We start from the raw sequence: 24,922 nt of genomic DNA, 5'->3' as shown, positions 1-24,922 counted from the left end.
GCAGGAATTCAAGGGGAAATGATGAAAAATGCGGCCCACTTCGCCGCGTGAGCGATGAGAAAGCGGAGGCCTTTCTTATCGGCATGCACAATAAAATAGCCGGGCAAACGCCCGGCCAGGTTACCGTTACCGCATTGGCGATTAAGGCTGATAAGTGCCGACGCCCAGCTCGTCTTCCTTGCGGGTGCGGGCAATCACCGACTGCGGAGATTCGTGCACGCGCAGATCCATCTGCTGTTCGGTTCGCACCACGACGCCGCGCAGCGAGTTTGCCAGTACTTCGGTAATTTCTACGTCGACAAACTGGGCGATCATGTCCGGCGTGCCTTCGAAGTTGACCACCCGGTTGCACTCGGTGCGGCCCGCCAGCTCCATCACATTCTTGCGCGAGGTACCTTCGACCAGAATGCGCTGCACGGTGCCCAGCATACGGCGGCTGAACTGCCGCGCCTGCTGGCTGAGACGATCCTGCAGAATGTACAGGCGCTGTTTTTTCTCTTCTTCGCTGACGTCGTCCACCATGTCGGCGGCCGGCGTGCCGGGGCGCGATGAGTAGATAAAGCTGAAGCTGGTGTCGAAGTTGACCTCGGCGATCAGGTTCATGGTCTGCTCGAAATCGGCCTGAGACTCGCCCGGGAAGCCGATGATAAAGTCAGAGCTGAGCTGGATATTTGGCCGGGCCTTGCGCAGCTTGCGGATAATCGCCTTATATTCCAGTGCAGTATGCGCACGCTTCATCATGGTCAGGACGCGGTCTGAACCGCTCTGCACCGGCAGGTGCAGGTGGCTGACCAGCTCCGGCGTATCCTCATACACCGCGATGATATCGTCGGTGAACTCGATCGGGTGGCTGGTGGTGAAGCGGATGCGGTCAATACCGTCGATGGCCGCCACCAGGCGCAGCAGTTCGGCGAAGGTACAGATCTCGCCGTCGTAGGTGGCGCCGCGGTAGGCGTTGACGTTCTGGCCCAGCAGGTTGACCTCACGTACCCCTTGCGCCGCCAGCTGTGCAACTTCAAACAGCACGTCGTCGCTCGGGCGGCTGACTTCTTCGCCGCGGGTGTAAGGCACCACGCAGAAGGTGCAGTATTTGTTGCAGCCTTCCATGATGGACACAAAGGCGGTCGGGCCTTCGGCGCGCGGCTCCGGCAGGCGGTCGAATTTCTCGATTTCCGGGAAGCTGATGTCGACGATCGGGCTGCGGGTACCCTGAACGTGGTTAATCATCTCCGGCAGGCGGTGCAGCGTCTGCGGCCCGAAAATCACGTCGACGCAGGGCGCGCGCTGGCGAATATGGTCGCCTTCCTGTGAGGCGACGCAGCCGCCTACGCCGATAATCAGATCCGGGTTCTTTTCTTTTAGCTGCTTCCAGCGGCCCAACATAGCGAAAACTTTTTCCTGCGCTTTCTCGCGGATTGAGCAGGTATTCAGCAGCAGCACGTCCGCCTCTTCGGCGTTTTCGGTCCATTGGTAACCGTGCGTGCTTCCCAGTAAGTCTGCCATTTTGGATGAATCGTATTCATTCATCTGACAGCCCCAGGTTTTGATATGTAGTTTCTTGGTCATCGAATAGCCATTATCAGTGCGAAGCGAAATTAAGCTGCATTATACCCAAAATCATTCAGGCTGCAGGGAGACGGCAACGCAGCGAATTCCCGGGAACGTACCGTGCGCGGCTGCCGTGAGCCTGCGCCTCTCTTATGACGGGGATAGCGACATTGCAGAGGGGCATTGTAAACACTTGCCGCGGCGGTGACCAGCGCGGGGAAACGCTCCTGCGACCTGAAGCCGGATGAAAAATCCGGTACACTAAGGGCAACACGCCGCGCAGGGTGGAGCGGCGCTCACCAACCAACAAGCATAACCAACATGAAGACTTCTCAAACAGAGTACGACGTCGCCGTGGTCGGCGGCGGCATGGTCGGCGCGGCCGCCGCGCTGGGGCTGGCGCAGGCCGGATTTAGCGTGGCGCTGCTGGAGCATCAGGCGCCGGCGGCGTTTGATCCGCACAGCGCGCCGGATCTGCGGATTTCCGCCATTGGCTGTGCCTCGGTCGCTCTGTTGAAACAGCTGGGCGCCTGGCAGTCGCTGGCGCAGATGCGCTCGGCGCCGTACCGCAGGCTGGAAACCTGGGAGTGGGAATCGGCGCGGGTGGCGTTCGACGCGGCCGAGCTGGGCCTGCCCGAACTCGGATTTATGGTGGAAAATCGCCTGCTGCAGCTGGCGCTGTGGCAGCAGCTGCAGCACTGCGACATGCTGACGCTGCATTGTCCGGCCAGGCTGCAGGCGCTGCAGCGCGGGGAGGGCGCATGGCGACTGACGCTGGATGACGGAGAGACGCTGACGGCGCGGCTGGTGGTCGGTGCCGACGGCGCGCACTCGCAGGTGCGCACATTGGCGGATATCGGCGTCAGCGGCTGGCAGTATCGTCAGTCCTGCATGCTGATTACCGTGCAGACCGGCGCGCCGCAGCAGGATGCCACCTGGCAGCAGTTCTTCCCTTCCGGGCCGCGCGCTTTTCTGCCGCTGTATGACGACTGGGCCTCGCTGGTGTGGTACGACAGCCCGCAACGCATTCGTCAGCTGCAAAGCATGCCGATGGCGCAGCTGGAGCAGGAGATTGCCGCGGCGTTTCCGGCGCGGCTCGGCGCGGTGAAGGCGCATGCCGCCGGCTCGTTCCCGCTGGTGCGCCGCCATGCCCAGCGTTACGTCCTGCCGGGGCTGGCGTTGGTCGGCGACGCGGCGCACACCATCAACCCGCTGGCCGGGCAGGGGGTTAACCTGGGTTACCGCGATGTCGACGCGTTGCTGAACGTGCTGCTGGAGGCGCGCGAGCGGGGTGAGGAATGGTCGAGCGAAGCGGTACTGCAGCGCTATCAGCGCCGGCGCCGCGCCGACAACCTGCTGATGCAGAGCGGGATGGATCTGTTTTATACCGCCTTCAGCAATCGCCTGGCGCCGCTTGGCATAGCGCGCAATCTGGCGCTGATGGCCGCCGAACGCGCCGGGGGACTGAAACAAAAAGCGCTGAAGTATGCGCTGGGCTTATAAGCTGTCGGGCAGGCACCGTACGGCGTGATAAACAGAAGGTCAGGACTCCCGGCCTTTTTCTTTGTTTGCATGCTAAAGGCAGCAGCAGAAAAGCAAAAAGCCCACCGAAGTGGGCTTTTCTAAATGTGGCTGGGGTACGAGGATTCGAACCTCGGAATGCTGGAATCAGAATCCAGTGCCTTACCGCTTGGCGATACCCCAATTGTTGAAAGCAAACTTAGCAATGGTGGCTACGACGGGATTTGAACCTGTGACCCCATCATTATGAGTGATGTGCTCTAACCAGCTGAGCTACGTAGCCGCGCTAAATATTGCTTTATCGACTTGCAGGTTGTTTGTATGGCTGGGGTACCTGGATTCGAACCAGGGAATGCCGGTATCAAAAACCGGTGCCTTACCGCTTGGCGATACCCCAACAACCGTTACAAATCTTTCCTGCTGACCGCCTTCCCAGAGAGAAGATGGCTGGGGTACCTGGATTCGAACCAGGGAATGCCGGTATCAAAAACCGGTGCCTTACCGCTTGGCGATACCCCATCAGCAGAGCCGACGACGATGAAGAGAGTGGTGCGGGAGGCGAGACTTGAACTCGCACACCTTGCGGCGCCAGAACCTAAATCTGGTGCGTCTACCAATTTCGCCACTCCCGCAAAAAAGATGGTGGCTACGACGGGATTCGAACCTGTGACCCCATCATTATGAGTGATGTGCTCTAACCAGCTGAGCTACGTAGCCATCTTTTTTCGCGCTACCTTCATCGGCGTTGCGGGGCGCATTATGCGTATATGACCGATTTGCGTCAACAAGTTTTTTGCCGAAAAAGCGTTGCAGGGTGCCGTTTGTCTGGGTTGTGAACAGTATGGCGATAAAATCGGCAATTCATTCAATTTATGGTTTAAAACATCAACAAAAAGGCGAACCCGCAGGTTCGCCGTCATGTTGATATATAGCCGTTTACTGATAAGCGGACTGGTGTACGCCGACGGCGCGGCCGGACGGATCGTCCATTTTTTTGAATGATTCGTCCCACTCAATCGCCTTGGCTGACGAACAAGCCACCGACGGGCCGCCCGGCACGCACTCGGCGGCGCTTGGCAGCGGGAACAGCTCTTCGAAAATCTCACGGTACAGGTAGCCTTCTTTTGACGTCGGCGTGTTGTACGGGAAACGGAAACGTGCGTTTTCAAGCTGTTGGTCGCTGATTTGCTGTGCAGCCACCTCTTTTAGCGTATCGATCCAGCTGTAGCCCACGCCGTCGGAGAACTGCTCTTTCTGGCGCCAGGCCACGCTGGCCGGCAGATAGGACTCAAAACACTCGCGAATAATGTGCTTTTCCATTTTGCCGTTGCCGCACATTTTATCCTGCGGGTTGATGCGCATCGCCACGTCGAGGAATTTCTTGTCGAGGAACGGCACGCGCGCTTCAACGCCCCAGGCGGACATCGCCTTGTTGGCGCGCGCGCAGTCAAACATATGCAGCGCCAGCAGTTTACGCACCGTCTCGTCGTGGAACTCGTGCGCGTCCGGCGCCTTATGGAAGTAGAGGTAGCCGCCGAAGACTTCGTCGGCGCCTTCGCCGGACAGCACCATCTTGATGCCCATCGCCTTGATCTTGCGCGACATCAGATACATCGGCGTCGAGGCGCGGATGGTGGTGACGTCGTAGGTTTCAATGTGATAGATCACGTCGCGGATGGCGTCCAGACCTTCTTGCACGGTGAAGTGAATTTCATGGTGCACGGTGCCGAGGTGGTTGGCCACCTCTTGCGCGGCGCGCAGATCCGGCGAGCCTTGCAGGCCGACGGCAAAGGAGTGTAGCTGAGGCCACCAGGCTTCGCTGCGCTCCTGATCTTCCACGCGGCGCGCGGCGTATTTTTTGGTGATGGCGGAAATTACCGACGAGTCCAGGCCGCCGGACAGCAGCACGCCGTAAGGCACGTCGGACATCAGGTGGCTTTTTACCGATTCTTCCAACGCATTGCGCAGCGCATTGGCGTCGGTGACGCTGTCTTTAACGCTGTCGTAGTCAAACCAGTCGCGCTGGTAGTATTGGCGGATCTCGCCGTCCTGGCTCCACAGGTAGCTGCCGGCGGGGAATTCTTTAATGGTGCGGCAGACCGGCACCAACGCCTTCATTTCCGAGGCGACGAACAGGTTGCCGTGCTCATCAAAGCCCATATACAGCGGGATAATGCCGATATGATCGCGGCCGATCAGGTAGGCGTCTTTTTCCGCGTCATACAGCGCGAAGGCGAACATTCCCTGCAGATCGTCGAGGAACGCCGGGCCTTTTTCCTGATACAGTGCCAGGATCACTTCACAGTCGGAGCCGGTCTGGAACTGATAGCGGTCGCTCAATGCGTCGCGCAGCGCCTGGTGGTTATAGATTTCGCCGTTTACCGCCAGAACGTGAGTATGTGCCGCGTTATACAGCGGTTGCGCACCGTTATTAACATCAACGATCGACAGACGCTCATGCGCCAGAATGGCTTTATCGCTGGCGTAAATGCCGGACCAGTCCGGGCCGCGGTGGCGCATCAAACGAGACAGCTCGAGCGCTTTTTTACGCAGCTCAGCAGGATCGGACTTCAGATCGAGCACACCGAAAATAGAACACATACAAACTCTCCTAAACGACTTTTCTGGGACTGTGATGTTGTTTTTGCTGTTATACGCAGCCGGGACGATGGCTACGGGGTGTTTATGAAAATGCGCCAAAAACGACGTCGGGCGCAAGCGTTTTCATATTCAGGAGAAAAATAGTTATCGGTGATGGGGTGAAAATTAGCGGATATTTATATTTAAGCGCTATTTTTTGAGGATTCGTTAAATAAATCGCGCTACTGGTGGTTTTTGCAGCGCCCTGCAGCGGAAAAAATAAAGCCGCAAACAGGCTATCGGTGTCAAATAAATAAAACTCAACGTACTGGCGGGGGTTACATGATACGACGGCGGGAACCCCGCCGTCGTGACGATCAGAACAGGTCGATATCGGCAACCGACGGGAAGATATAGGTCGGGCGGAACGGCATGCTTTCAATATCGTTTGGCGTGGAGACGCCGGACAGCACCAGAATGGTTTCCAGGCCGGCCTGGAAGCCGGCCAGAATGTCGGTGCGCAGGTTATCACCGACGATCACCGTCTCTTCCGAATGGGCCTGCATCTTGTTCAGCGCGGCGCGAATAATCCACGGGCTGGGTTTACCGACGTAAAACGGTTTGCGGCCGGTGATCTTTTCGATCGGGGCGCACAGCGCGCCGCAGGCCGGGACAAAGCCGTGGCCGTGGGTATCCGGGTTGGTGGCGATAAAGCGCGCGCCGTTACTGACGAAATAGGCGGCCTTGTGGATCATCTCCCAATTGTAGGAGCGGGTCTCGCCGACAATCACAAAGTCGGGGTTGATATCGGTGATGGTGAAGCCGGCTTTGTACAACTCGTGAATTAACGCGCCTTCACCGACCACATAGGCTTTTTTACCTTCCTGACGGCGCAGGAAATCGGCGGTGGCCATCGCCGAGGTATAGAACGCGCTTTCCGGCACGTCCAGGCCGGCGGCGGCAAAGCGGTTGGCCAGATCCTGCGCGGTCTGCGACGGGTAGTTGGTCAGCACTACCAGCGGCATGCCCTGCTCCTGAATGCGCGCCAGAAAGCGGTCGGCGCCGGGAACGGCGGTGTTGTCATGCATCAGTACGCCGTCGATATCACAGATTACGTTTTTAATCGTCATGGTGGGGGGATCTCATCAAGAGGGCGGAGGGCGTGATGCCATCCGCCTGAAAATAGGGTCAGCTTTCCAGTAAGCGCTGCAGCAGTACGCCGTTGAGCATGGCGCGCTTGGCCAGGGCGAAGGCGCCGATCGCCGAACGGTGGTCAAGTTCCGAGGTCACTACCGGCAGGTTTTTACGGAAATCTTTCAGTACCTGATTATTGATGCAGCTTTGTATCGCCGGCAACAGGACTTTGTGCGCTTCGGTAATTTCGCCGGCGATCACCACTTTTTGCGGGTTAAACAGGTTGATGGCGATCGCCACCGCTTTGCCCAGGTAGCGGCCGACGTGGTCGATAACTTCGCCGGCCAGCAGGTCGCCGCGGTTGGCGGCCTTGCAAATGGCGTTGATGCCGCAGTCGTCCGGCGACAGCAACTTGCTGGGATAGCCCTGCGCCAGCAGCTGACGCACCCGCTGTTCAATGGCGGCATTGGCGGCGACGGTTTCCAGACAGCCGAAGTTGCCACAGTGGCAGCGTTCACCGAGCGGGTCGATTTGAATATGGCCGATTTCGCCGACGTTGCCGTTATTGCCGAGGAAGATCTGGCCGTTAACGATAATGCCGGCGCCGGTGCCGCGGTGCAGCCGCACCAGAATGGAGTCTTCACAGTCGCGCGTGGCGCCGAAGTAGTGTTCGGCCAGCGCCAGGCTGCGGATATCGTGGCCGACGAAGCTGGTGACGTTGAAGCGCTGCTGCAGGTTATCGACCAGCGGCCAGTTATCGACGCCGATGTGTGGCATATAGCGCACCACGCCGAGCGACGGATCGACCAGCCCCGGCAGGATCACCGAAATGGCGATCAGCTCGCGCAGTTTGCGTTGATAGCTGGCGATAAACTGCTCGATGGCGTTGAACAGGGCGTTTTCCAGCGTCTCCTGCGTGCGTTCCGGCAGCGGGTAGTGTTCTTCACCGAGCGATTTACCGCTCATATCATACAGGGTGATGGTGGCATCGTGCCGGCCGAGACGCACGGCGACGGTGTGAAACTGGCGGGTTTCGCTGACGATGGAGATAGCGCGGCGGCCGCCGGTGGAGGCTTGCTGATCGACCTCTTTGATCAGCCCGCGCTCCAGCAGCTGGCGGGTAATTTTAGTCACACTGGCGGGGGCAAGTTGGCTAAGTTCGGCGATCTGAATGCGCGAGATTGGCCCTTGCTGGTCAATCAGGCGATATACTGCTGCGCCGTTAAGCTGTTTAACTAAATCTACGTTGCCTATCTGTGCCTGTCCGCCAGTGCTCATTAATAAAGTTACTCGCTGTCTGATTAAACCTCGTTACCGTTAACGAGCGTTTTAGTAATGGTGAAATCGCGGGTAAAGGCGGTCAGGTTCGCCACTTTACCGGCTTCGATACTGCCCAAACGCTGGTCTACGCCGATGGCGCGCGCCGGATAGAGCGTGGCCATACGCAGGGCCTCATCCAGGGCGATGCCGACATGCTCCACGCTGTTTTTCACCGCGTCGATCATCGTCAGCGCAGAACCACTCAGGGTGCCGTTCTCATCCACGCACAGCCCGTCACGATAGTATATGGTTTTACCGGCGAAAATAAATTGATCAATATCGGCGCCCGCCGGCGCGGTGGCGTCGGTAACCAGCACCAACTTATCACCTTTCATGCGCTTGGCGTTACGGATACTCGCCCAGGCGACGTGATGGCCGTCGGCGATGATCCCGGTATACACTTCCGGCGTATCGAAAATCGCGCCCATCAGCCCCGGCTCGCGGCCGGTAATATACGGCATGGCGTTATACAGGTGGGTGGCGAAGCTGATGCCGGCGGCAAAGCCGGTGCGCGCCTGCTCATAGGTGGCGTTGGAGTGGCCGGCGGAGACGATGATGCCCGCGTCGCGCAGCTGGGTGATAAAGTGCGGCTCCACCATTTCCGGCGCCAGCGTCACCTTGGTGATGACATCGGCGTTGGCGCACATATAGTCCACCATCTCTTTGTCCGCGCGGCGGATAAAGGCCGGGTTGTGGGTGCCTTTTTTCTGCGGGCTCAGGTAAGGCCCTTCCAGGTGCAGGCCGAGCGCCTGATTACGCTGTTTTTTCAGATAAGCGCGCATCACTTCGATGCTGTGCTTCATAAATTCGTCGCTGCTGGTGATCAGCGTCGGCAGGTAGCTGGTGCAGCCCGATTTTTCATTGGCGTGCTGCATGATCTCCAGCGTCTCTTCAGAGATGGCCTCCAGCGCGTCGTTAAACTGCACGCCGCCGCAGCCGTTCAGCTGAACATCAATAAAACCGGGGGCTAACAGGGCGCCACCCAGGTCGCGCGTTTCGATGCCGGCCGGCAGTTCGGCCAGCGGGCAGACTCGTTCAATCAGGCCGTCGGCAATCACTACCGCATGGTCATCAAGCACGTCGTGGCCGGTGTAAATACGGCCGTGGGTTAAAGCGAACATGTAGCCCCCTACAAACAAAAAATTAAAGATTCTTCACGCTTTCCGCTTCCAGTTCACGGAAGTATTTAACGGTTTTGACCTTCAGCTCCATGGTGGACGGTTCGTCGCACACCACGATGGCTTTGGCGTGCAGCTGCAGGCAGCTGATGGTCCACATATGGTTGACGTTGCCTTCCACCGCCGCTTCCAGCGCCTGCGCCTTGGCGTGGCCGGTCACCAGAATCATCACCTCTTCCGCATCCAGCAGGGTACCGACGCCGACGGTCAGGGCGTATTTCGGCACCTGGCTGACGTCGCCGCCGAAGAAGCGCGAGTTGGCGATGCGGGTATCTTCGGTCAACGTTTTAATGCGGGTGCGGGACGCCAGCGAAGAGGCCGGTTCATTAAAGGCGATGTGGCCGTCAATTCCCACGCCGCCCATAAACAGGTGAATTTTGCCGTAGGCTTTGATTTTCTCTTCATAGCGGCGGCATTCGGCATCGACATCCGGTGCGTTACCGTTCAACAGGTTGATGTTTTCACGCAGGATATCAACGTGATCAAAGAAATTACGGTACATGAAGGTATGATAGCTTTCCGGGTGCTCCTGCGGCAGGCCAACATATTCATCCATATTGAACGTCACAACGTGCTTAAAGCTTACTTCACCTGCTTTGTGCATCGCAATCAGATGTTTGTAGGCTTCCAGCGGGGTGCCGCCGGTCGGCAGGCCCAGCACGAACGGACGCTCCGCCGTAGGGTTGAAGGCATTGATGCGTTGTACGATATGGCGGGCGGCCCATTTGCCTACTTGTGCGGTATCTTTCAGTGGGATAAGTCTCATCATACACCTCTTGGGTAAGTAAACTATGGCTATACTGAACGAGCCCTGTCAGAAGGCTTAAGCCTAATTCAGCTTTGTTGTTTCTGCGTTAGGGAGCCTCAGTATCGATTTTTTTAATGATAAAATAAGTTTTGTGCGATGGCTAGCAATGCCGCCGTTAATCTGACCTTTTTGGTGATTCAAATCACAAAAGGGGAGGTTTTAATTTGCGATACGAATTAATTTTTTTACACTCCGCATAGTAATGTGTGCCATGCGTATTTTTAAAAAAGGCAGTGAGGCTTCTCAATAAACTGCCAATAGGGTCCGCTCGCGGATGAATAGGGGGAAAAGGTGAACATTCTTAGTTATTTACAAAAGGTGGGGCGCGCCTTGATGGTGCCGGTCGCCACGCTGCCGGCCGCCGCGATATTAATGGGCGTCGGCTACTGGATTGACCCGGTAGGCTGGGGCGGCGACAACGCGGTCGCCGCTTTCTTTATTAAGTCTGGTTCAGCCATTATCGACAATATGTCGGTGCTGTTCGCCATTGGCGTCGCTTACGGGATGTCGAAGGATAAGGACGGCGCCGCTGCGCTGACCGGCTTTGTCGGCTTCCTGGTGTTGACTACCCTCTGTTCGCCGGCTGCGGTATCAATGATTCAGAAAATCCCGCTGGATCAGGTGCCAGCCGCGTTTGGTAAAATTGAAAACCAGTTCGTGGGGATTCTGGTGGGGATTATCTCCGCCGAAATCTACAACCGCTTCAGCAGCGTCGAGCTGCCGAAGGCGCTGTCGTTCTTCAGCGGCCGCCGTCTGGTGCCGATCCTGATCTCCTTCCTGATGATTCTGGTCGCCTTTATCCTGATGTACGTCTGGCCGCTTATCTTTAACGGTCTGGTGAATTTCGGTGAATATATTCAGAAAATGGGGTCGGTCGGTGCCGGTCTGTATGCCTTCTTCAACCGCCTGCTGATTCCGGTCGGCCTGCACCATGCGCTGAACTCGGTGTTCTGGTTTGACGTGGCCGGTATCAACGATATTCCTAACTTCCTCGGCGGCCAGCAGTCTATTGAAGCCGGCAAGGCGGTAGTGGGCATTACCGGTCGTTATCAGGCGGGCTTCTTCCCAATCATGATGTTCGGCCTGCCGGGCGCGGCGCTGGCGATTTACCACTGCGCGCGTCCAGAGAACAAGGCTAAAGTGGCGGGCATCATGATGGCCGCGGCGTTTGCCGCCTTCTTCACAGGCATCACCGAGCCGCTGGAGTTCTCCTTTATGTTTGTGGCGCCGGTGCTGTACGTGATCCACGCGATTCTGACCGGTATTTCCGTCTTTATCGCCGCCAGCATGCACTGGATTGCCGGCTTCGGCTTCAGCGCCGGCCTGGTGGATATGGCGCTTGCTTCCCGCAATCCGCTGGCCACCCACTGGTATATGCTGATCCCGCAGGGGCTGGTGTTCTTCGTTATCTACTATGCGGTGTTCCGTTTCACCATCACCAAGTTCAACCTGATGACCCCGGGCCGCGAGCTGGCGGTCGCCGGTGATGAAACCGACGGTTACGATGTTGACGCCGCCGCCGGGAAAGATGAAAACGCCACCACCACGCTGGCCCGCCGCTATGTGAGCGCGATTGGCGGTTCCGATAACCTGACCGGGATTGACGCCTGCATCACCCGCCTGCGTCTGAATGTGAAAGATTCTGCGCTGGTGAACGATGCGCTGGCGAAACGCCTGGGCGCCTCCGGCGTGATTCGCCTGAACAAACAGAGCGTACAGGTGATTGTGGGGACGCAGGCCGAGCTGATTGCCAGCGCGATGCGCGGCGTGGTGGCTGCCGGCCCGGTAGCCGCCGCCAGCGTGCCGACGACGCCGCCGCAGGCTGACGCGAAGCCGCAGGCGGTACCTAACGCGCCGCAGGCCGTGGTGCTGGAAGCGATGGTTGCGCCGGTCAGCGGTGAGGTTGTGGCGCTGGATCAGGTGCCGGACGAGGCCTTTGCCAGCAAAGCAGTAGGCGACGGCGTGGCAATCCGACCAACCGACAGCACCGTAGTGGCGCCGGCAGACGGCACGGTAGTGAAAATCTTCAACACCAACCATGCCTTCTGCCTGGAAACCGACAAGGGCGTTGAGCTGGTGGTGCATATGGGCATTGATACCGTAGCGCTGAACGGCCAGGGCTTTAAGCGCCTGGTGGAAGAAGGCGTCGAGGTGAAAGCCGGCGAGCCGGTGTTGGAGATGGATCTTGAGTTCCTGAATGCCAATGCACGCTCGATGATCAGCCCGGTAGTAGTCAGCAACGTGGACGATTACGCCGGCCTGGATGAACTGGCAAGCGGTAACGTGGTTGCCGGCCAGACCCGGCTGTACGTGATCAAAAAATAACGGTTTACCTGAGCAGTACCTGATTGGGTGTCAACGAGTCATGACGGGACGCACCCGACGTTTGGCGGGAAGAGAGCAATCTCTTCCCGCTTTTTTATTGGGCGGCGGGGGACCAGTTGCACTTTCCCGGTGCAATGGCGCATGATGGGGCAGTTATCATCTTTTTTGCTGAAACTAACGGTTGTTTCCAAGCGTGGCTTGTTGGATCATAGGCGGTTATGTGAAGCACTTTGCATTTGAGGAATAGTGAAATGAGTGAGGCTGAAGCCCGCCCAACCAATTTTATCCGTCAGATCATCGATGAAGATCTGGCGTCAGGGAAGCACTCGACGGTTCATACCCGCTTCCCGCCTGAACCTAATGGCTATCTGCATATCGGCCATGCGAAATCCATCTGCCTGAACTTTGGCATCGCCAAGGATTACCAGGGGCAGTGCAACCTGCGTTTTGACGATACCAACCCGGTGAAGGAAGATCTCGAGTTTGTTGACTCCATCAAGCATGACGTAGAGTGGCTGGGTTTCCAATGGAGCGGCAACGTTCGTTACTCCTCTGACTATTTCGACCAGCTGCACCAGTATGCCGTTGAACTGATCGGCAAAGGCCTGGCCTACGTTGATGAACTGACGCCGGAGCAAATCCGCGAATATCGCGGCACCCTGACCGCGCCGGGCAAAAACAGCCCGTACCGCGATCGTACGGTGGAAGAGAACCTGGCGCTGTTCGAAAAAATGCGTAACGGCGAGTTTGCCGAGGGCACCGCCTGCCTGCGCGCCAAAATTGATATGGCCTCGCCGTTTATCGTGATGCGCGACCCGGTGCTGTATCGGATCAAGTTTGCCGAACACCACCAGACCGGCAACAAGTGGTGCATCTATCCGATGTACGACTTCACCCACTGCATTTCCGATGCGCTGGAAGGCATTACTCACTCGCTGTGTACGCTGGAGTTCCAGGATAACCGCCGTCTGTATGACTGGGTGCTGGATAACATCACCATTCCTTGCCACCCGCGTCAGTACGAGTTCTCGCGTCTCAACCTTGAGTACGCCATCATGTCGAAGCGCAAGCTGAACCAGCTGGTGACCGAGAAGATCGTGGAAGGCTGGGACGATCCGCGCATGCCGACCGTGTCCGGTCTGCGCCGCCGCGGCTATACCGCCGCCTCTATCCGCGAATTCTGTCAGCGTATCGGCGTGACCAAGCAGGACAACAACGTTGAAATGATGGCGTTGGAGTCATGCATCCGCGACGATCTGAACGAGAACGCGCCGCGCGCCATGGCGGTGCTGGATCCGGTTAAAGTGGTGATCGAGAACCTGCCGGCGGATCAGGTGGAAACGGTGACCATGCCTAACCATCCGAACAAGCCGGAAATGGGCAGCCGCGAAGTGCCGTTCAGCCGCGAAGTGTATATAGACCGCGCTGACTTCCGTGAAGAAGCCAACAAGCAGTACAAGCGTCTGGTATTGGGCAAGGAAGTACGCCTGCGTAATGCCTATGTCATCAAGGCAGAGCGCGTTGAGAAAAACGATGCCGGCGACATCACCACCATCTTCTGCAGCTACGATGCAGAGACGCTGAGCAAGGATCCGGCCGACGGCCGTAAGGTGAAGGGCGTCATTCACTGGGTGTCGGCGGCGCATGCCGTGCCGGCGGAAATCCGCCTGTATGACCGCCTGTTCAGCGTGGCAAACCCGGGGGCGGCGGAAGACTTCCTGGCCACCGTTAACCCTGAGTCGCTGGTGGTCAAGCAGGGCTTTGTGGAGCCAAGCCTGGCGCAGGCGCAGCCTGAGCACGCTTACCAGTTTGAACGCGAAGGCTATTTCTGTGCCGACAGCCGCGACTCTTCGGCTGAGCATCTGGTGTTTAACCGCACCGTGGGCCTGCGCGACACCTGGGCGAAAGCGGGCGCGTAAACCGCTATTACGGCCATCTCGCTGATTAAAGCGCAACTTCGGTTGCGCTTTTTTTTGCTTTTTCCGCCGATACATTAATATTATTACAGTAATTGCGCGTCGTTTTATTTTTTACAGTACCCCTCAGGCGCAAACAGCGCCTGCTATTTTTTATTCGTCGCATTTTATTTGTTAGATGTAAAATAAATTTATATATTCGTGATGAAAAATAATAAAAATAAGAGAGCGCTCTCTGATCTTGGTTGTTTTGTGATCTTGCCAACGCTGAAACCATTCAACTAGCCGACTGTTTGTCGAATATCTATTTTTATTTTTGATTTTATTGTGTTTTTGTATCATCACTCGCTATTTTTTCACTGAGTAACAAATCCTCATCAATATGTGCTCCTTGTCATACTTTGACAAACTTATTGTATTTTCCATTTGATAATTCGCGTCGCGAAAAATAGTCTGTGGTTAGCAATAAATGCTGTGGGGTTTTCCGACGGCAAAAACTTTTTACCCATTTCGGGTTTTTTATTAGCGGTCGTTCGAGGCAGTGATGGGCAGCGGCGGCCGCGCTTTTTATGTCAAAGAGGAATTTCATTATGGCTACGCACGGTGTTCGGCGTAATACGCTGACGCTTGCTGTCGCGGGCGCGCTGTTGGGGACAGGGCTGGCGATGCCCCCGGCAGCGCAGGCAGCAGGGTTTATCGAGGATTCCACGCTAAGCGGCGGCGTGTATTACTGGCAGCGCGAACGCGATCGTAAAGATTTAAATAAAACCAAAGAGATGACCAGGCCGGACGGCAGCAGCGTCACGGTCAATAACCCCGATTACAACAGCTATACCACCAATCTGTCGCATGCAACCGCCAACCTGAGTCTGGATTTCAGTTCCGGCTATGCCTGGGACATGCTGGGTCTGGATATTGCCGCCTTCAGCGCGATTGAAATTGCGGAAAGCAAAGACAGCGGCCACCCGAACGAAATCGCGTTCTCCAGCAGCAACCGCACCTATGACGAAACGTATCAGGGTGATAAGGGCGGGGTGAGCCTGTACAAAGCCGCCGCCAAACTCAAATATGGTCCGCTCTGGGCGCGCGCCGGTTATATCCAACCCAGCGGCCAAACGCTGCTGGCGCCGCACTGGAGCTTTTTACCGGGCACCTATCGCGGCGCGGAGGCCGGCGCCAATTTCGACTACGGTGATGCCGGCGCCCTCAGCTTCTCTTATATGTGGACCGATAAATATAAGGCGCCATGGCATATTGAGATGGATGACTTCCGCCAGAATGACAGGAAAACGTCGGTTTCCTATCTGCACTCTATTGGCGCCAAATATGATTTCAAAAACGATCTGGTGCTGGAAGCGGCCTTTGGTCAGGCGCAAGGCTATGTGAACCAATATTTCGCCAAGGCTGCCTATCAATTTGAACTGTTCGGCAACCCGCTCACCACCAGCTATCAATTCTATGGCGCTGAAGACCGCATCAGCGACAAACAGGATCCTAACAGCATTTACGACGGGCTGGCCTGGCTGCAGGCGCTGACCTTCGGCTACACCACCGGCCAGTTTACCTGGCGTCTGGAAGGCACCATGGTCAAGGCCGAAGGTAACCAGGGCTACTTCCTGCAGCGTATGACGCCGACCTATGCCTCCTCGAACGGCCGCCTGGATGTGTGGTGGGACAACCGTTCCGACTTTAACGCCAACGGCGAGAAAGCGCTCTACGCCGGAGTGATGTACGACCTGAGCAAATGGAACCTGCCGGGCTGGGCGGTCGGCGGCTCTTACGTCTACGCCTGGGACGCCAAACCGAGCACTAACCCGATTTACGATCAGAACCAGCGTCTGAAAGAGAGCGCCTACAGTCTGGATGCGATGTACACCGTGCAGGAAGGGCGCGCCAAAGGCACGTTATTCAAGCTGCACTTCACGCAGTATGACAACCATTCCGATATTCCGAGCTGGGGCGGCGGCTACGGCAACATCTTCCAGGATGAGCGCGACGTCAAATTTATGGTTATCGCACCGTTCACCATTTTTAATCGCTGCCTTGGCTTTGCGGCCGGGGCAGGATGACAGGGGACAGTTTCATGAAAAAACGCATGTTGGCGGTAACCGTGACGGTAGGGTTGGCGGGCTGCGTACAGCCGCAGGCGGCGCCGGAAGACGGCCGCTTACGGCAGGCATACGCCGCCTGCATCAATACCGCAGAAGGCTCGCCGGAAAAATTGCAGTCCTGCCAGGCGGTGCTGGATGTCTTGCGGCAAGAGCAACGGCACCAGCCGTTTGCTGAACAGGAAACGGTACGCGTGATGGATTACCAAAAATGCATTCAGGCGCTGCACAGCGGCGACGGCCAGGCGTATCACGAGCGCTGCGGCAAGCTGTGGCAAGAAATTCGGGCGAATAATCACGATGACCAAGGAGTCTGAAGATGAACAGATTTAAACTGAGTGCCCTGGCCGTACTGGCGGCGACCGCCGGCATGTTCGGCGTGATCGGCAACGCCATGGCGGATCAACCGCTGGTGGATCGCCTCAGCCAGCTGAAGCTGAATATCAAAATGCTGGACAACCGCGCGGCCGACAGCGGCGTGGATTGCGCCAGGCTGGGCGCCGACTGGGCGGCCTGCAACAAGGTGATGATCACGTTGGCCAACGACGGCCAGGCGATTACCGCCAAAGATTGGGCGATCTATTTCCACAGCCCGCGGCAGACGCTGGAGGTGGGTAACCAACAGTTCCGCATCACTCACCTGACCGGCGATCTGTACAAGCTGGAGCCGACCGACGCGTTCCGGGGCTTCCCGGCCAACCAGGCGGTGGAAATTCCCATCGTGGCCGAATACTGGCAGCTGTTTAAGACGGATTTCCTGCCGCGCTGGTATGCGACTTCCGGCGATGCCAAGCCGAAAGTGCTGACCAACACCGATACCGAGGATCTGGATCGGTTCGTGGCGCCGTTTACCGGCGATCAATGGAAGCGCACCAAAGAGGATAAAAACGTGCTGATGACGCCGGCCTCGCGCTTTACGCGTAACGCGGACCTGCAGATGTTGCCGGCCGCCTCGCTGCGTGGCCAGATCGTCCCGACGCCGGTGTCGGTGCAGGTCCATGCGCAGGATATCGATCTTGGCAACGGCGTGGCGCTGGCGCTTGGCGCCTTGGATCAGGCGACGGCGAACGTGGTGCGCGATCGTTTTGCACAGCTTGGCGTGGCGAGCGCGGCGGCGGGCTACCCGATAAAGACTGAGGTAAATCCGGCGTCGTTCAGCGGAGAAATGGCGCAATCCGGCGCCTATACGCTGACGCTGGGTGAGAAAGAAGCGCGGATTACCGGTTTTGATCAGAGCGGGGTGTTCTACGGCCTGCAGTCAATTCTGTCGTTGATCCCGCTGCACGGCGATAAAAAGATTGCCACGCTGGAGGCGCGCGACGCGCCGCGCTTTGCCTATCGCGGCCTGTTCCTCGACGTGGCGCGTAACTTCCACCATAAAGATGCGGTGCTGCGCCTGCTGGATCAAATGGCGGCCTATAAGCTGAATAAATTCCATTTCCACCTGACCGACGATGAGGGCTGGCGTATTGAAATCCCCGGCCTGCCGGAGCTGACGGAGGTTGGCGGACAGCGCTGCCATGACCTGAGCGAAACCACCTGTCTGCTGCCGCAGTACGGTCAGGGGCCGGATGTGTACGGCGGTTTCTTCTCGCGTCAGGATTACATCGACATTCTCAACTATGCGCAGGCGCGCCATATTGAGGTGATTCCGGAAATCGACATGCCGGCGCATGCCCGTGCGGCGGTGATCGCCATGGAGGCGCGCTACAAGAAACTGCATGCGCAGGGCAAACAGCAAGAAGCGCAGGAGTACCGGCTGGTGGATCCGACCGATACCTCGAACACCACCTCGGTGCAGTTCTTCAACCGCCAGAGCTACCTGAATCCATGTCTAGACTCTTCCACCCGCTTTGTTGACAAGGTGATGGGGGAAATTGCCAAGATGCATCAGGAGGCGGGACAGCCGATCGGCACCTGGCACTTTGGCGGCGACGAGGCGAAAAATATCCGGCTGGGCGCCGGCTATACCGATGTGAAGAAGCCGGAAGCGGGCAAGGGCATGCTTGACCTGAGCAAAGAAGACAAGCCATGGGCGAAGTCACAGGCCTGCCAACGGCTTATCGACAGCGGCAAAGTGGCGGATATGGAACATCTGCCGAGCTACTTCGGTCAGGAAGTCAGCAAGCTGGTGAAGGCGCACGGCATCGATCGGATGCAGGCCTGGCAGGATGGCCTGAAAGATGCCAAGGACGCCAAAGCGTTCGCCACCTCGCGCGTGGGCGTCAACTTCTGGGATACCCTGTACTGGGGCGGTTTTGACTCGGTGAACGACTGGGCCAACAAGGGCTATGAAGTGGTGGTTTCCAACCCGGACTATGTCTACCTGGACTTCCCGTATGAAGTGAACCCAAACGACAGCGGCTATTACTGGGGCACCCGCTTCAGCGATGAGCGTAAAATCTTCAGCTTCGCACCGGACAATATGCCGCAAAACGCCGAAACCTCGGTTGACCGCGACGGCAATGCCTTTACCGCCAAGAGCGATAAGCCATGGCCGGGAGCGTATGGCCTGTCCGCCCAGCTGTGGAGCGAGGTGGTGCGCACCGATCCGCAGATGGAGTATATGATCTTCCCGCGTGCGCTGTCGGTGGCCGAACGCGCCTGGCACCGTGCCGAGTGGGAACTGGACTATCAGGCGGGCCGCGAATATAAGGGCGGTGAAACGCAGTTTGTCGATACCAAAAAGCTGGCGCAGGAGTGGCTGATTTTTGCCAATATTCTGGGGCAGCGCGAACTGGCCAAGCTGGATGCGGGCGGAATCCGTTACCGTCTGCCGGTGCCGGGCGCCCGTATTGTCGGCGGCAGGCTGGAGGCCAATATTGCGCTGCCGGGCTTGACGATCGAATATTCGACCGACGGCGGTCAGCGTTGGCAGCGTTATGATGATGCCGCCAGGCCGGCGGTGCAGGGCGAAGTGCAGATTCGTTCGGCAAGCCCGGATGGCAAGCGCTTTAGCCGCGCGGAGCCGGTAGCGGCTTAAGTCAACGTCTGCGGTGCCCGAGCGGTATAACGGTGGGCGCCGCAGCTCACCCACGAACGGCAGGCATAAAAAAACCGCCGTGCGGCGGTTCCTGTTTACGCTGGCAGGCCAGACTTATTTTTTGTTATGCAGCGTATCGTTTTCACGGCAGTCACCGCTGGCACAGTGGCCGTACAGGTACAGGCTGTGGTTGGTGAGTTTGATGCCGTGCTGTTTGGCGATATCGCGCTGACGTTGTTCGATAGACTCATCGCTGAACTCGATCACTTTTCCGCAGTCCAGGCAGATCAGGTGATCGTGGTGATGCTGTTGGGTCAGTTCGAATACTGACTTGCCGCCTTCGAAGTTATGGCGCGTGACGATACCGGCGTCGTCGAACTGGTTCAGTACGCGGTAAACCGTCGCCAGACCAATTTCTTCGCCCATGTCGATCAGTTTCTTATACAAATCTTCCGCACTGACATGATGGCAAGCCGGATCTTGCAGCACTTCCAGGATTTTGAGTCGCGGAAGCGTGACTTTTAAGCCGGCCTTCTTCAATGCGGTGTTGTTGTCAGTCATGCGGATTCAGTCCTGTTACTATGCTAATCAGTTGAGGCATTGTTGCCTGTGGCATCGGTCGGCACAAAGCGTTAATAGCGTCTCATTATAGAACCGGTTGCCCTAAATGGAAACCGCCGGTTGTTAACAAAAGCCTACTGCGCCGTTACATGTTGCGCGTGCAACATCTTGATGAATGGGATAAACGGAGCCAAAGTCTACCGTGACGGGGAGGGAAGTTACTAATATGTAGCTTCTATTGCTTCAATCCGTGATGCCGATAACGGCCCTGTCGGTCTGCAGGGCCTTGCATCGCGAAATGGCATCAGCCGATGATATCGGCCAGGCTCAGCTCTTCGACGATCTGTTTGACCCAGGCTTCCACGCGTTCGTTGGTCAGCTCCGGCTGGCGGTCTTCATCAATGGCCAAGCCGATAAAGTTGTCGTCGTCCGCCAGGCCCTTGGAGGCTTCGAAATGGTAGCCTTTGGTCGGCCAGTGGCCGACGATGGCGGCGCCGCGTGGTTCGATAATATCGCGGATGGTGCCCATCGCGTCGCAGAAGTACTCGGCGTAGTCTTCCTGATCGCCGCAGCCGAACAGCGCAACCAGTTTCCCGTTGAAGTCTATTTCTTCCAGCGTCGGGAAAAAGTCGTCCCAGTCACATTGTGCTTCACCGTAGTACCAGGTCGGGATGCCCAGCAGCAAAATGTCGAATGCGTCCAGATCTTCTTTGCTGCTTTTGGCGATGTCGTGAATCTCAGCAACATCATCGCCGAAATCTTTGCGAAGGAGCTTTTGAATCATCTTGGCAATGTTTTCAGTATTGCCCGTGTCGCTGCCAAAGAAAATGCCTACGTTAGCCATATTGCGTATAACCTTTCAATTCAATAAATTACAATACGTTTCGCCTGCTGATCGCATCGGTATCGTTGTAAAGTGGCGTCATGGTAGAGACCAGGGTCCCACCGGTAAATGCCTATCATGCCAGAAATTTGTTCCGGGGTTTTATCGCGTTCATGCGATGCCGGAAAGTAAGGCGGCGTTAAGCAGGCGCTATCCCCGCGCCGCGTTCACGACGACGGCTGTTCGTCCGCCAGCTGCGCCAGCAGCATTTGCTCGATCAGTTCGCTGCGGCTGATGTTGCGTTGTTCGGCCAGCTTGTTCAGCGCTTCCACCGCATCCGCGTTGATTTTCAGTTCCACACGCCGTAACCCGCGTACTTTATCGCGCCGTAACTGATTACGCTTATTGATTCTAAGCTGTTCATCACGGGATAACGGGTTGGTTTTCGGGCGCCCCGGACGGCGTTCATCTGCGAACAGATCCAGCGTCGTGCGATCCGTTTGTTCTTTTGCCATAGGTAGCGGTACTGCAAGGGAATTAGCATCAAAAAGCGATGATATGCTTCCGGACGCTGTGGTTAATACCGTTCAGGTCATTACAACCTAAGCCAACTTTGCCACCAATCTGGCGCCGGACAGCACGCTGAGGATGGCGGCAAAAATTATAGCGCGCCATCTTACCCCAGCTGGCGTCGCAACGACAATGCCTAACTGAGGCGCAAACGCGCTAAGCCGTTATCTTTAGCGCGTTTTTTCACCACCTGCGTTATGGTTCGGCTAAAAAGCGGTGAATCGCGCGCAGTACGGCCTGCGGTTTTTCCGCGTGCACCCAGTGTCCGGTGCCGGCCACCTCATAGGCGCGCGCCTGTGGGAACTGGCGCGCAATAGCGTCACGGTAGCTGTTTTGCACATATGGCGATAGCCCGCCGCGGATAAACAGAATCGGATGAGGCCAGGCGGGCACGTCGTGCCAGCCGATGATCGCCGCGTAGTTGGCAATCAGCACCGGCAGGTTGAAGCGCCACTCTCCCTGATGAAAGGATTTCAGCAGGAACTGAATCACGCCTTCTTCATCCAGATAGTCGCGCATCAGCTGCGCCGCCTGTTGGCGCTGGGTGATGCCGGCGTCGCTGACCGCTGTCAGGGCGGCGAAGATTTCGTCATGGCGGCGGGTTTGGTAGTCCACCGGCGCAATGTCGATCGCCACCAGACGTTCGATGCGCTCCGGCGCCAGCGCGGTCAGCGCCATGGCGGCCTTGCCGCCCATGGAATGGCCGATAACGATGGCGCGCTCAATCCGGAGGTCGTCCAGCAGCGTCAGCAGATCCTGCGCCATCGCCGCGTAGCTCATCTCGTCAGAGTGCGGCGACAGGCCGTGGTTGCGCAGATCCACTTTGATGACGTTGTGTTGCTGATTTAAGTCGCGCGCCAGCACCCCGAGGTTGTCGAGATTGCCGAACAGGCCGTGGATCAGCAGGATAGGAAGGGTATCGGCGTTCTCCGACTGTGCGGCCAGCAATTGATAATGTAATTTCATCGCGAAGTTCATGATCTTGAGAGGTTCTGATAGGGTATCATACTCATTATCTGCAAAGGTGATGGATTGGCAGTGCTGACGCATCCCGTTATCCACCGTATTTCCCGCGCGCCGGCCGGCGAGGGCAGGATAAAAAATGACGGGGATATAGGTAATAGTCTGCTTTTGCCTGAGAACGGCACTTTGTTGTGTCTGCCCCCACGCTTTTAACTTTATAATCCCTCGGCTTGAAGACAGAACCTGGCTTCGGGCTTTAAGTAGAAAACACAGTACTGGATAAAGATGAAAACTATTGAAGTCGACGAAGAACTTTACCGTTATATTGCCAGCCACACGCAACATATCGGGGAAAGTGCGTCCGATATTTTACGGCGTATGTTGAAGTTTTCCGCAGGGCAACCTGTGCGTAGCGCAAGCGTAGTGGCCCAGGGTCAGGAGCCGGAAAAAGCGGCGGCGCCACGCCCGCGCGATCGCGTACGCGCCATGCGCGAACTGCTGCTGTCGGATGAATACGCCGAGCAGAACAAAGCCGTAAATCGCTTTATGCTGGTACTTTCTACGCTGTACACCCTGGATGCGGCCGGTTTCGCCATGGCGACCGACGCGTTGCATGGCCGTACCCGCACCTATTTTGCCGGCGATCAGCAAACGCTGCTGGCAAATGGAACGCACACCAAACCGAAACACGTTCCGGGTACGCCTTACTGGGTGATCACCAATACCAATACCGGCCGTAAACGCAGCATGATCGAGCACATCATGCTGGCTATGCAGTTCCCGACGGAGCTGACAGAAAAGGTTTGCGGGACTATTTGATTTAGCGAACTGCTCGTCTCGGCGGCCGCGGCGTCATTGCGCCTGGCTCCCGAGAAGAGAAAGGGAGAGATGTTGATGGCGAACCATCCACGTGCCGGGCAACCGGCTCAGCAAAGCGATCTGATTAACGTGGCGCAGCTGACGTCGCAGTATTATGTGCTGCAGCCGGAAGCCGGCAATGCCGCCCATGCGGTGAAATTCGGCACGTCCGGTCACCGTGGCAGCGCCCAGCGCCACAGTTTTAATGAAGCGCACATTCTGGCGATCGCTCAGGCGATTGCCGAAGTGCGTCGCCAGCAGGGCATCACCGGCCCGTGCTACGTGGGTAAGGATACGCACGCCCTGTCTGAACCGGCATTTATCTCGGTGCTGGAAGTGCTGACCGCCAACGGCGTGGATGTTATCGTCCAGGAGAACAACGGCTACACGCCAACGCCGGCGATTTCCAACGCCATCCTGAGCTACAACAGCAAAGGCGGCGCGCAGGCGGACGGCATCGTTATCACGCCTTCCCACAACCCACCGGAAGATGGCGGCATCAAATACAACCCGCCTAACGGCGGCCCGGCCGACACCAATCTGACCTCGGTGATTGAAAAACGCGCCAACGAACTGCTGAGCGCCAAACTGCAGGGCGTACAGCGTCAGTCGCTGGAGAAGGCCTGGAACGGCGGTCATCTGCACGCGCAGGATCTGGTGCAGCCGTATGTTGAAGGGCTGGTGGACGTCGTTGATATGCCGGCCATTCAGAATGCCGGCCTGAAGCTGGGCGTCGATCCGCTCGGCGGCTCCGGCATCGCTTACTGGCAGTGTATCGCCGAGCATTACAAGCTGGACCTGACGCTGGTGAACGACGCCGTCGATCAGACCTTCCGCTTTATGAGCCTGGACCACGACGGCGTGATTCGCATGGACTGCTCCTCCGAATCGGCAATGGCGGGTCTGCTGGCGCTGCGCGACAAGTTCGATCTGGCGTTTGCCAATGACCCGGATTACGACCGCCACGGCATCGTGACGCCGGCTGGCTTGATGAACCCGAATCACTATCTGGCGGTGGCGATCAACTACCTGTTCCAGCACCGTCCGCAGTGGGGCGCCGACGTTGCCGTCGGTAAAACGCTGGTGTCCAGCGCGATGATTGACCGCGTGGTGGCCGATTTGGGCCGCAAACTGGTGGAAGTGCCGGTCGGCTTCAAATGGTTCGTTGACGGTCTGTACGACGGCAGCTTCGGCTTCGGCGGCGAAGAGAGCGCTGGCGCGTCCTTCCTGCGTTTCGACGGCAAGCCGTGGTCTACCGACAAAGACGGCATCATTATGTGCCTGCTGGCGGCGGAAATTACCGCGGTGAGCGGTGAGAACCCGCAGCGTCATTATGACCTGCTGGCGGCCCGCTTCGGCGCGCCAAGCTACAACCGTCTGCAGGCGCCGGCGAGCCACGCGCAGAAAGCGGCGCTGTCCAAGCTGTCTCCAGAGATGGTGCAGGCCGACACGCTGGGCGGCGATGCCATCACCGCACGTCTGACCGCAGCACCGGGCAACGGCGCGTCGATCGGCGGCCTGAAGGTGATGACCGACAACGGCTGGTTTGCGGCGCGTCCATCCGGTACGGAAGAGGCCTACAAAATCTATTGCGAGAGCTTCCTCGGGGCGGAACACCGCCAGAAAATCGAGCAGGAAGCGGTGGAGATCGTCAGCGAAGTGCTGTCCTCCGCAAAATAATCCCCCGCAGTAATAGAAAAAAGCGCTGTTTTTACAGCGCTTTTTT

The 24,922-nt window shown here is 57.5% G+C and carries 18 protein-coding genes and 6 tRNA genes; 8 read left to right on the top strand and 16 right to left on the bottom strand.

The features are described from left to right. Positions 1–141: 141 nt before the first annotated feature. Complete coding sequence (miaB, locus tag HF675_RS17715) at positions 142–1,566, bottom strand: tRNA (N6-isopentenyl adenosine(37)-C2)-methylthiotransferase MiaB (protein ID WP_105230120.1); 1,425 nt, start codon at positions 1,564–1,566, stop codon at positions 142–144. A 303-nt stretch (positions 1,567–1,869) separates the two neighbouring features. Between miaB and ubiF the strand changes: the two genes are divergently transcribed. Further along, complete coding sequence (gene ubiF, locus HF675_RS17710) at positions 1,870–3,051, top strand: 3-demethoxyubiquinol 3-hydroxylase (protein WP_187043516.1); 1,182 nt, start codon at positions 1,870–1,872, stop codon at positions 3,049–3,051. Between the two features lie 126 nt (positions 3,052–3,177). Here the strand turns inward: ubiF and HF675_RS17705 are convergent. The 11 genes from HF675_RS17705 to nagB form a co-directional block, all read right to left on the bottom strand. Continuing rightward, positions 3,178–3,252, bottom strand: a tRNA-Gln gene (locus HF675_RS17705). Positions 3,253–3,275: 23 nt separating this feature from the next. Next, positions 3,276–3,352, bottom strand: a tRNA-Met gene (locus tag HF675_RS17700). Between the two features lie 39 nt (positions 3,353–3,391). Further along, positions 3,392–3,466 (bottom strand) — tRNA-Gln (locus tag HF675_RS17695). Positions 3,467–3,513: 47 nt separating this feature from the next. Beyond that, positions 3,514–3,588 (bottom strand) — tRNA-Gln (locus HF675_RS17690). Between the two features lie 28 nt (positions 3,589–3,616). Next, a tRNA-Leu gene (locus HF675_RS17685) sits at positions 3,617–3,701 on the bottom strand. An 8-nt stretch (positions 3,702–3,709) separates the two neighbouring features. Continuing rightward, positions 3,710–3,786, bottom strand: a tRNA-Met gene (locus HF675_RS17680). Positions 3,787–4,005: 219 nt separating this feature from the next. After that, complete coding sequence (gene asnB / locus HF675_RS17675; RefSeq protein WP_105230122.1) at positions 4,006–5,670, bottom strand: asparagine synthase B; 1,665 nt, start codon at positions 5,668–5,670, stop codon at positions 4,006–4,008. Between the two features lie 356 nt (positions 5,671–6,026). Then, on the bottom strand, positions 6,027–6,779 hold the full coding sequence (locus HF675_RS17670; RefSeq protein ID WP_015671317.1) for an HAD-IIA family hydrolase: 753 nt from the start codon (positions 6,777–6,779) through the stop codon (positions 6,027–6,029). A gap of 58 nt (positions 6,780–6,837) precedes the next feature. Further along, entirely contained in the window at positions 6,838–8,061 is a 1,224-nt protein-coding gene (locus tag HF675_RS17665; RefSeq protein WP_105230123.1) for an N-acetylglucosamine repressor, read from the bottom strand. Between the two features lie 23 nt (positions 8,062–8,084). Then, positions 8,085–9,224: an N-acetylglucosamine-6-phosphate deacetylase gene (gene nagA / locus HF675_RS17660; protein WP_105230124.1), complete on the bottom strand. Its 1,140-nt coding sequence runs from the start codon at positions 9,222–9,224 to the stop codon at positions 8,085–8,087. Positions 9,225–9,246: 22 nt separating this feature from the next. After that, positions 9,247–10,047 (bottom strand): glucosamine-6-phosphate deaminase, encoded by an 801-nt coding sequence (gene nagB / locus HF675_RS17655; RefSeq protein ID WP_187044767.1) that lies wholly within the window; start codon positions 10,045–10,047, stop codon positions 9,247–9,249. A 333-nt stretch (positions 10,048–10,380) separates the two neighbouring features. Between nagB and nagE the strand changes: the two genes are divergently transcribed. The 5 genes from nagE to HF675_RS17630 all read left to right on the top strand — a co-directional run bounded on the left by nagE (position 10,381) and on the right by HF675_RS17630 (position 19,421). After that, entirely contained in the window at positions 10,381–12,414 is a 2,034-nt protein-coding gene (gene nagE, locus HF675_RS17650) for an N-acetylglucosamine-specific PTS transporter subunit IIBC (protein WP_111737588.1), read from the top strand. 251 nt (positions 12,415–12,665) lie between these two features. Continuing rightward, positions 12,666–14,333, top strand: a complete 1,668-nt coding sequence (glnS, locus tag HF675_RS17645; RefSeq protein WP_105230127.1) for a glutamine--tRNA ligase — start codon at positions 12,666–12,668, stop codon at positions 14,331–14,333. A 587-nt stretch (positions 14,334–14,920) separates the two neighbouring features. Beyond that, positions 14,921–16,399: an OprD family outer membrane porin gene (locus HF675_RS17640; RefSeq protein WP_187043515.1), complete on the top strand. Its 1,479-nt coding sequence runs from the start codon at positions 14,921–14,923 to the stop codon at positions 16,397–16,399. 14 nt (positions 16,400–16,413) lie between these two features. Beyond that, entirely contained in the window at positions 16,414–16,755 is a 342-nt protein-coding gene (gene chiQ / locus HF675_RS17635; RefSeq protein ID WP_111737587.1) for a ChiQ/YbfN family lipoprotein, read from the top strand. Positions 16,756–16,757: 2 nt separating this feature from the next. Next, positions 16,758–19,421 carry a family 20 glycosylhydrolase gene (locus tag HF675_RS17630; RefSeq protein WP_187043514.1) on the top strand — a complete coding sequence of 888 codons (2,664 nt, stop codon included), beginning with the start codon at positions 16,758–16,760 and terminating at the stop codon, positions 19,419–19,421. 114 nt (positions 19,422–19,535) lie between these two features. Here the strand turns inward: HF675_RS17630 and fur are convergent, their stop codons facing one another. The 4 genes from fur to ybfF all read right to left on the bottom strand — a co-directional run bounded on the left by fur (position 19,536) and on the right by ybfF (position 22,353). Beyond that, positions 19,536–19,982, bottom strand: a complete 447-nt coding sequence (fur, locus tag HF675_RS17625) for a ferric iron uptake transcriptional regulator (RefSeq protein WP_105230131.1) — start codon at positions 19,980–19,982, stop codon at positions 19,536–19,538. Positions 19,983–20,286: 304 nt separating this feature from the next. Beyond that, entirely contained in the window at positions 20,287–20,826 is a 540-nt protein-coding gene (gene fldA / locus HF675_RS17620; protein ID WP_105230132.1) for a flavodoxin FldA, read from the bottom strand. A 206-nt stretch (positions 20,827–21,032) separates the two neighbouring features. After that, on the bottom strand, positions 21,033–21,320 hold the full coding sequence (ybfE, locus tag HF675_RS17615; RefSeq protein WP_105230133.1) for a LexA regulated protein: 288 nt from the start codon (positions 21,318–21,320) through the stop codon (positions 21,033–21,035). A gap of 250 nt (positions 21,321–21,570) precedes the next feature. After that, a complete protein-coding gene (gene ybfF, locus HF675_RS17610) occupies positions 21,571–22,353 on the bottom strand; it encodes an esterase (RefSeq protein ID WP_187044766.1) in 783 nt (260 codons plus the stop codon). Positions 22,354–22,623: 270 nt separating this feature from the next. Between ybfF and seqA the strand changes: the two genes are divergently transcribed. Both seqA and pgm read left to right on the top strand, forming a co-directional pair. Further along, a complete protein-coding gene (seqA, locus tag HF675_RS17605) occupies positions 22,624–23,157 on the top strand; it encodes a replication initiation negative regulator SeqA (protein ID WP_105230135.1) in 534 nt (177 codons plus the stop codon). A gap of 75 nt (positions 23,158–23,232) precedes the next feature. After that, positions 23,233–24,876: a phosphoglucomutase (alpha-D-glucose-1,6-bisphosphate-dependent) gene (pgm, locus tag HF675_RS17600; protein WP_187043513.1), complete on the top strand. Its 1,644-nt coding sequence runs from the start codon at positions 23,233–23,235 to the stop codon at positions 24,874–24,876. The last annotated feature ends 46 nt before the right edge of the window (positions 24,877–24,922 follow it).

Source organism: Serratia sp. JUb9 (assembly GCF_014298095.1).
Taxonomy (GTDB): Bacteria; Pseudomonadota; Gammaproteobacteria; order Enterobacterales; family Enterobacteriaceae; genus Serratia_B; species Serratia_B rhizosphaerae.
This window is presented reverse-complemented; position numbering and strand designations above follow the sequence as displayed.

Bases quoted from the DNA above. Each gene is read 5' to 3' on its own strand.
- asnB (WP_105230122.1), bottom strand. From the start codon at position 5,670: ATGTGTTCTATTTTCGGTGTGCTCGATCTGAAGTCCGATCCTGCTGAG.
- HF675_RS17630 (WP_187043514.1), top strand. From the start codon at position 16,758: ATGAACAGATTTAAACTGAGTGCCCTGGCCGTACTGGCGGCGACCGCC.
- seqA (WP_105230135.1), top strand. From the start codon at position 22,624: ATGAAAACTATTGAAGTCGACGAAGAACTTTACCGTTATATTGCCAGC.
- nagA (WP_105230124.1), bottom strand. From the start codon at position 9,224: ATGTTCGCTTTAACCCACGGCCGTATTTACACCGGCCACGACGTGCTT.
- HF675_RS17665 (WP_105230123.1), bottom strand. From the start codon at position 8,061: ATGAGCACTGGCGGACAGGCACAGATAGGCAACGTAGATTTAGTTAAA.
- HF675_RS17640 (WP_187043515.1), top strand. From the start codon at position 14,921: ATGGCTACGCACGGTGTTCGGCGTAATACGCTGACGCTTGCTGTCGCG.
- fur (WP_105230131.1), bottom strand. From the start codon at position 19,982: ATGACTGACAACAACACCGCATTGAAGAAGGCCGGCTTAAAAGTCACG.
- ybfE (WP_105230133.1), bottom strand. From the start codon at position 21,320: ATGGCAAAAGAACAAACGGATCGCACGACGCTGGATCTGTTCGCAGAT.
- glnS (WP_105230127.1), top strand. From the start codon at position 12,666: ATGAGTGAGGCTGAAGCCCGCCCAACCAATTTTATCCGTCAGATCATC.
- miaB (WP_105230120.1), bottom strand. From the start codon at position 1,566: ATGACCAAGAAACTACATATCAAAACCTGGGGCTGTCAGATGAATGAA.
- ubiF (WP_187043516.1), top strand. From the start codon at position 1,870: ATGAAGACTTCTCAAACAGAGTACGACGTCGCCGTGGTCGGCGGCGGC.
- nagB (WP_187044767.1), bottom strand. From the start codon at position 10,047: ATGAGACTTATCCCACTGAAAGATACCGCACAAGTAGGCAAATGGGCC.
- ybfF (WP_187044766.1), bottom strand. From the start codon at position 22,353: ATGAACTTCGCGATGAAATTACATTATCAATTGCTGGCCGCACAGTCG.
- HF675_RS17670 (WP_015671317.1), bottom strand. From the start codon at position 6,779: ATGACGATTAAAAACGTAATCTGTGATATCGACGGCGTACTGATGCAT.
- fldA (WP_105230132.1), bottom strand. From the start codon at position 20,826: ATGGCTAACGTAGGCATTTTCTTTGGCAGCGACACGGGCAATACTGAA.
- chiQ (WP_111737587.1), top strand. From the start codon at position 16,414: ATGAAAAAACGCATGTTGGCGGTAACCGTGACGGTAGGGTTGGCGGGC.
- pgm (WP_187043513.1), top strand. From the start codon at position 23,233: ATGGCGAACCATCCACGTGCCGGGCAACCGGCTCAGCAAAGCGATCTG.